The 5910-nt window shown below is 61.4% G+C and carries 8 protein-coding genes; 5 read left to right on the plus strand and 3 right to left on the minus strand.

What is annotated here, in order from left to right; translation table 11 throughout:
* From FS320_RS36340 to FS320_RS46415, 3 genes are all read right to left on the minus strand, one after another.
* A partial coding sequence (locus FS320_RS36340; RefSeq protein WP_152717202.1) for an IS110 family transposase occupies positions 1-433 on the minus strand: 433 nt, incomplete at its 3' end.
* A gap of 267 nt (positions 434-700) precedes the next feature.
* A complete protein-coding gene (locus FS320_RS36345; RefSeq protein ID WP_152717203.1) occupies positions 701-880 on the minus strand; it encodes a NepR family anti-sigma factor in 180 nt (59 codons plus the stop codon).
* Between the two features lie 14 nt (positions 881-894).
* Positions 895-1149, minus strand: a complete 255-nt coding sequence (locus tag FS320_RS46415) for a hypothetical protein (protein WP_152738957.1) — start codon at positions 1147-1149, stop codon at positions 895-897.
* On the opposite strand from FS320_RS46415, the gene FS320_RS46420 reads away from it, so the two are divergent.
* The 5 genes from FS320_RS46420 (at position 1149) to FS320_RS36375 (ending at position 5638) form a co-directional block, all read left to right on the plus strand.
* On the plus strand, positions 1149-1496 hold the full coding sequence (locus FS320_RS46420) for a hypothetical protein (protein WP_162003475.1): 348 nt from the start codon (positions 1149-1151) through the stop codon (positions 1494-1496). The genes FS320_RS46415 and FS320_RS46420 overlap by 1 nt on opposite strands.
* A 166-nt stretch (positions 1497-1662) precedes the next feature.
* Positions 1663-2253, plus strand: a complete 591-nt coding sequence (locus tag FS320_RS36350; protein ID WP_162003476.1) for a LemA family protein — start codon at positions 1663-1665, stop codon at positions 2251-2253.
* 111 nt (positions 2254-2364) lie between these two features.
* A complete protein-coding gene (locus FS320_RS36355; RefSeq protein WP_338105635.1) occupies positions 2365-2751 on the plus strand; it encodes a response regulator in 387 nt (128 codons plus the stop codon).
* A 290-nt stretch (positions 2752-3041) separates the two neighbouring features.
* Complete coding sequence (locus FS320_RS36360; RefSeq protein ID WP_152717206.1) at positions 3042-3269, plus strand: DUF6894 family protein; 228 nt, start codon at positions 3042-3044, stop codon at positions 3267-3269.
* 1931 nt (positions 3270-5200) lie between these two features.
* Entirely contained in the window at positions 5201-5638 is a 438-nt protein-coding gene (locus FS320_RS36375) for an ASCH domain-containing protein (protein WP_152717207.1), read from the plus strand.
* Positions 5639-5910: the final 272 nt, after the last annotated feature.

Raw genomic sequence — 5910 nt, forward strand, 5'->3', positions numbered from 1 at the left:
GCAGATCTGCCATGGCGGCCTCCCGCGCCCGCACCAGCTCGCGCACCGCCTCATGGCCCGGATCCGGCACCCAGATGGCAGTCAGCTCGCCGGCCCGGTGCAGCCGGGCCAGGGTGAGGGCATCGCGCCGGTTGGTCTTGACGCGCTCGCCCGGACGCTTGGGGATGAGCGACGGCGCGATGACGGCACACTCATGTCCCAGAGCCGCGATCTGGCGCTGCAGGCCATAGCCGGTGGGGCCAGCCTCGTAGCAGAACAACAATTCGCTGTGCCGGCTCGCCAGCTTGTGGACCAAGCGCCGCATCGCCTCGGGGGTATTGTCGATCTCGCCGAGAAAGCGGATCTCTCCCTGGCGGCCGTCCTCGGCCACGGCGACGGAGATCTTCAGTTTGGAGGTATCCAGACCGACAAACACTTTGCTCTTCTGCTGCATGGCTCGTCCCCTGTGCGGGAGGCTCGGCGCCGGCCCATCCAGCGCAACCCTCGCTCATCGCATAGTGTGGACGAGCCACCTCCGCCGGCAACGAACATACGGTCTGCCAGTTTACGCATGATCTTGCTCCTACAGAGTGGGACAAGACTCAGCGGAGCTAACGGTGCTTGGCGGTCCCGGTTTCAGCGGGGCTATTCGCGGCAAAGCGGCTCCGCATGCCGGGGGAGTGGCAAGGACGTGAGGAGCCCATTCCCTCGACAAGGCTCTCTATGCCAGCCGACCTTGCTCCCGTTCCTTCCGCCGCAGGGCAAGGATCAGGTCGGTGCAGTCGTCGGGGATCGGCTCACCCACGAGGGGGCGGTAGATCTGTCGCAATCTCCGACCAATCCGGATCTGAGCGGCCTTGCCGAGTTGGCCTGTTCCAAAATTCTGTCTGTCACCAGCCATGGTATCTCCGGGCTTCACTGCGCCTGAGGATGTAAAGGCATGGTTAACAGCTGGTTAAAGCCCGGCTTGGAGGAGAAGATTAGCCAGCCTTCTTTGAGGTTTAGCTTGGCTTTTCCGGTTGGATCAGCCGGTTCTTGCTTTTGGCGCTCAGCCACTGCTGAGGTTTCACTTCGAGGGTGCCATTGGCGCAAAAGGCCGAGCCCGAGGAACGAACAGCGTGCTGTGGCCGTTGCCCAGGTGGTTTGCAGCGTACCCGTGTATTGACTCAATGAGTGATATTCCCACCCCGGCGAGCCTGAGTGCAGTCCAGAGCCGGATCGATGACATTGCCGATCAGGCCGGAGTGGAAGGGGCCGCGCGCCTGAATGTGGACGACACACTGGCAGCCCTGCCGTGGCCCTACCGTCGCCGCTTGGTGCTCACCCTCCAGAGCCTGCAAGCTTTCTCGCCCGATCCCGACGTGCAGCAGGCCGCCGAGCTCTTTCAGCTGAGGGCTGCAAGAGTGTGGGCTGCCATGCCGTTCCAGGGCCACTCGGCTGAGAATACGCCGAAAACCACTGTATTGGTTGAGCACCGGTCCCGGCGTCCAACGGCGACCCAGGCCAAGAAGCTCTGACGAGCTGTCGGGAGCGCCTACTGCCATCAGGTTCAACTGGGGTAGTCCGCGGGGATGCCCCGAGCTCAGAGCGGGAACCAGGGCCGCCAGCTCGGGTTACGGGAGCGATAGCCCAACCGTTGGCGGTTGGTCTGGTCATCCGCCCCCTCCAGAGCAGGAGGAACAAGTGCGCGCTCGTCTGGGAGCATGGAGTCTTGCCCTCGGCCTCACCCTTGGCGTGATCGCCTGTGCCCCCGGGGATGTGTCCGGCTTGCGGGAGCGGGCTCAGCAGGCTTGGAGCGAAGTGCTCAGTGAATACCACCAACGGGCCGACCAGGTGCCGCCCCTGGTCGAGGTGGTGCGGAAGAAGGCACCGGGCGAACGCGAGGTGCTCGGCGAGGTCATGGCGGCCCACGACGAGGTGGTCGCCATTCGCAACGCCGACGGGTTCCTGGCCGAGCCGGAGCGCTTCCGCCACTACGAGCAGGCCCAGCAGCGCCTCTCGAATGCCTTGGAGACGCTGTATGCAACCATCAAGCGCTACCCCGAGCTCACGGGCGACACGGCCTTGCAGAACCAGCTGCGGGGGTTCCAACATCAGGAAGACCAGCTGGTGGTAGCCCGCAGCGATCTCATCAGCGCGGTCCGCGCTCACAATGAAGAACTGCACCGGTTCCCGGATGGCTGGCTGGTCGCACTTTTCAGCCCGCAGGCGAAGCCGCTGACGGCATTCGCGCAGGCCGAGATCGAGCAGCCTCCAACCCCGGCAAAGCCTTAGCTCGGCACGAACGAGCCCTGAAGTTCCCAAATCCCTGCCAGTGCGGAACCAAATTCGCAAGCGCCCGTTGCTGCACGCATGAAACCTCGTGGCGAAATCCGGAACAGGCCGGTGATCCTCCTCGTGGAGGACGAACCGCTGGTCCGCCTGACACATGTCGACATCCTGCGGGAGTCGGACTACTGGGTCCTGGAAGCGGAGAACGCCGATGAGGCGTTCGAGATCCTGAAGCAGCGGCCTGACGTCAAGGTGGTATTGACCGATGTCGACATGCCGGGCTCCCTCGACGGGTTCGAATTCGCGCGGCTGGTCCGGCAGGGATGGCCGGAAGTCGGGGTGCTGGTGATCTCAGGCAAGACGGCGCCGGGCCCGGGAGATCTCCCACCCCAAACAGTCTTCGCACCCAAGCCAGTGCCGCCGGCCGCGCTCGTCGAGCAGATTGAACGGATGATCGACAGGGCCGAGGCACAACTATCTGGTGAAAGCCCCGACACCTGATCCGCCTGCCGGCTTCCATGCAGATCAGTCACGATCGCACGCCTTTGCCGGAGAGCCAGCGGGAGCCCCCATGAGCAGATCGGGCGCCCGCCTGCGTACGACCTAACACACCGGAGGCATCGCCGTTGCCGGCTTGCTGGCATCGGATGGGTACCTCGTCAGCAAGCCTTCCCGTTTAGACGCTGGGATTGGCCACCAGGGAGCAGCTCACTACGCCCAGTGGTCGCTTTGCCACGCGAGGAGACGTGTTACCAATCTAGGTCCGTGCCTCGGATGCGGAGGGACTGCCGATGCGCTGCTTTTTTCACCTCGTCAACGGGCGGGGAACGATCCTGGACGACACGGGTCTTGACGTGATTGATCTTGAGATGGCGGCGGCCCAAGCGCGAAACGCCATTGGCGAACTGCGGCACGCCAATGGCGGGAGCGGTGAGGACTGGAGCGGATGGCGCCTTGAGATCGTCTGCGCAGAAGGCAGCCTGCTTTACGTCCTGGAGCTTGAACCGGCTCTGCATTGAGCAGAGCCCTTGGGTGGGGACCGTGCTCCCAGCTCTCGTTTGTCAGCGAGCATTCGTCGTCAGGCGGGCTACACGCTCACAGTAACCAGAGGGCACCGAAGGAACCCGTAGTCTCGTCTCGGCAATCTTTGAGGCTGATCGTGCCCGGGATCGCTTGGCCGAATTCCTTGGTCTCGACGATGAGCTACCGGAGGAAATCGCTTCCCGCACGAATAGACTGGCAGTCCAGCAGCCGCGCCTATGTTCCTCGAGGAATCGATTTCATCGTTCTTGTACCATTGGGCTGCCCGGCCTTCGGCACTGAGGCATTGCTCTGCGAGTGCACCAGAACAGAAACCCCGTCCAGCCATAGAGACTGAACGGGGCCTCTCTTCCTAGGGTAGGGCGTACGCAACACTCCCGCCCCACATGAACAACGCACATGACTGGTAAAACGTCTCCTCCCGATGGGAACGCTGTTGAGCGGAGAAGGATTGTTCTCACGTCCAACTGTGGAGGCTACGATGATCAGCGTCAGAATTCCCGCAGCAGCGATGTTACTGGTGAGCCTTACCCTCTCCGTTGCGGCAGCCGAGAGCACAATAACCGAGGGCACGACGTCAGATACATCCTGGCAGCATCATCTCTGGCAGCATCATCTCTGGTCCCAGAAGTTCGACCCGATCTCCGATCCGGAAACAACCGGGTCCATCAGTTCCCAACCGATCTCAGGCATGGATACGAGCCGCCCCGAATGCATTCCGGCAGGGTTGACGTTCAGCGATCCTCCTCTTCCGGGCTGGCGGATCGGGTCTTGTTCATAAACCGCGAGGCTAGTCACAGGCAGTGACGCGGCAGTCCTCCACAACCCTTCTCAATCCGGGCAGTCTCAGTCTCGGAAGGAGGCAGGCCCATGCATGTCTTCGGAGCCTTTGAGTTGGACATCATACCTGGAGCTCCTGATAGCCTGGCCTCCGTCAGGTTAGTCCTCCTGCGTTATACCAGGGGCGAGGATGGCCGGCTCTTCATCACTCCGAAATGTGCCTCCCTCGAGGAGTTGGAAGGGTAGATCAATTCCCTCCAGGGCGAGTTGGACGAGATCCGGGAACGAGCCCGCCGAGCCTTCCAGGCCACCTAGAGCTCACATCATTCCCTCCGCTCTTTTGGCAGGGTCGCGTCCGATCATGTCATCCATTGTGAGGATTTAATTGCGGTCGTGCGCTTGGCTTTCAGGAGCATGGGTTTGTGTTGGGGCAGTCGAACGGCAGGCTGAAATCTGTAGCGGGTCGACCACGGCCGCCAATCGCTGTTCGCCCGGCCAATCGCTGCTCGCCCGAAGGAGTAGAATCTTGAAACCTCTGGTTTTCCTTGGAGACGGATTGTTTTCGTTATGGGTCCGATTCCGCAGGTCGGATCTGCCGTCGTGATCCGGATTGCGCAGTTTCTATGTGGGGTCGACCAGACGAACAATCGGAGGGCGCTGATCAGGACCAGCAGCAATGATGAAAGGGGCTATGATGGGGAAAGCTTTCGCAAGTATGAGACGTCCTCTGCGGGCCGTCGTTCTTCCTGCCTATCCCTTGAGACGGTCTGTGGTCCCAGCGCGGGTGGCCGCTGCTCGAGCCCCACGAAAAAGCAATCAGGGCCATAGTTCATTTCACAGCCCTGCTGCAACCAGATCACGAGCGCACGAGTTACATTTAACATGTGTTAACTGACGTGGCGCTGAGCGGACGTTGAGAACAATCCCATGCAACGGAGCGACAATCGTGAGATCATGACCAACATCCCAAACAGTCTGACTTTCTCCCAGTAGCAAGTGAACTTTATTCTCGGCCATTCCCTGAGGAGCCACTATCGGGATATCTTGGATTCACCTTTCCCGGAGCATCTCAAAGCGCTCGTTGCTCAACTCGAAGCAGCGTGTCCGCCCTGATGAGATCGTCATTTGCATGACAGTTGCTCTTTCTGTCCGACAGCCTTTTGCGTGGGCGATCTTCCATGCTGGGATGGATGTCGAAAACAGGGACTGGCCGACCCGCTTCCGCGGGCGCGTCTTGATCCACGCCACAGCCACGGTCCGACAGGAGGACTACATCGCGTTTCAACAGGCGTGCCGGACACCCGAGTACTGGCTGCACCAAGCGATCATGCAAGGTGGAGGCTTGCCGCGGAAAGAGGATCTTCTCCGAGGGGGAATTGTCGGCGAGGTCGAGATCGCCGACTGCGTCACCGAGCATCCTTCCCCTTGGTTCACCGGCCTATACGGATTTGTGTTACGCAATGCACGGGTGATGCCCTTCGAGCCGCTTCCCGGCTCGCTCCGGTTCTTCGACGTTGATGACTGCCGTCTCGGTGGTGAGCGCGATCACCCGCTGCCTAAGGCCTGAAACGGTCTGCCAGGAGTTTGCTTCAGCGGGCTGCCCATTCACTGATCTTGGGGGAGGGCACTACCGTGCCTCTCCACAGCATTCCCTCGAAGTGTTCCCCTGCGCGCCCGCAGGAACGGTTTCGGTAACATTGGCAAAAGTCCGGGCTGAGCTGGCGGGTCGGGGTTCCGGCGCAGCGACAATTCTGATTCAATCCCCTGCATGTCACCGGCCCCGGATCTTGATGGCCTGTCGAACGCCGATCTGAAGCGGTTGGTGCTGGAGCTGTTGGG

It is taken from the genome of Microvirga tunisiensis (assembly GCF_009296175.1).
In the GTDB taxonomy this organism is placed as follows: domain Bacteria; phylum Pseudomonadota; class Alphaproteobacteria; order Rhizobiales; family Beijerinckiaceae; genus Microvirga; species Microvirga tunisiensis.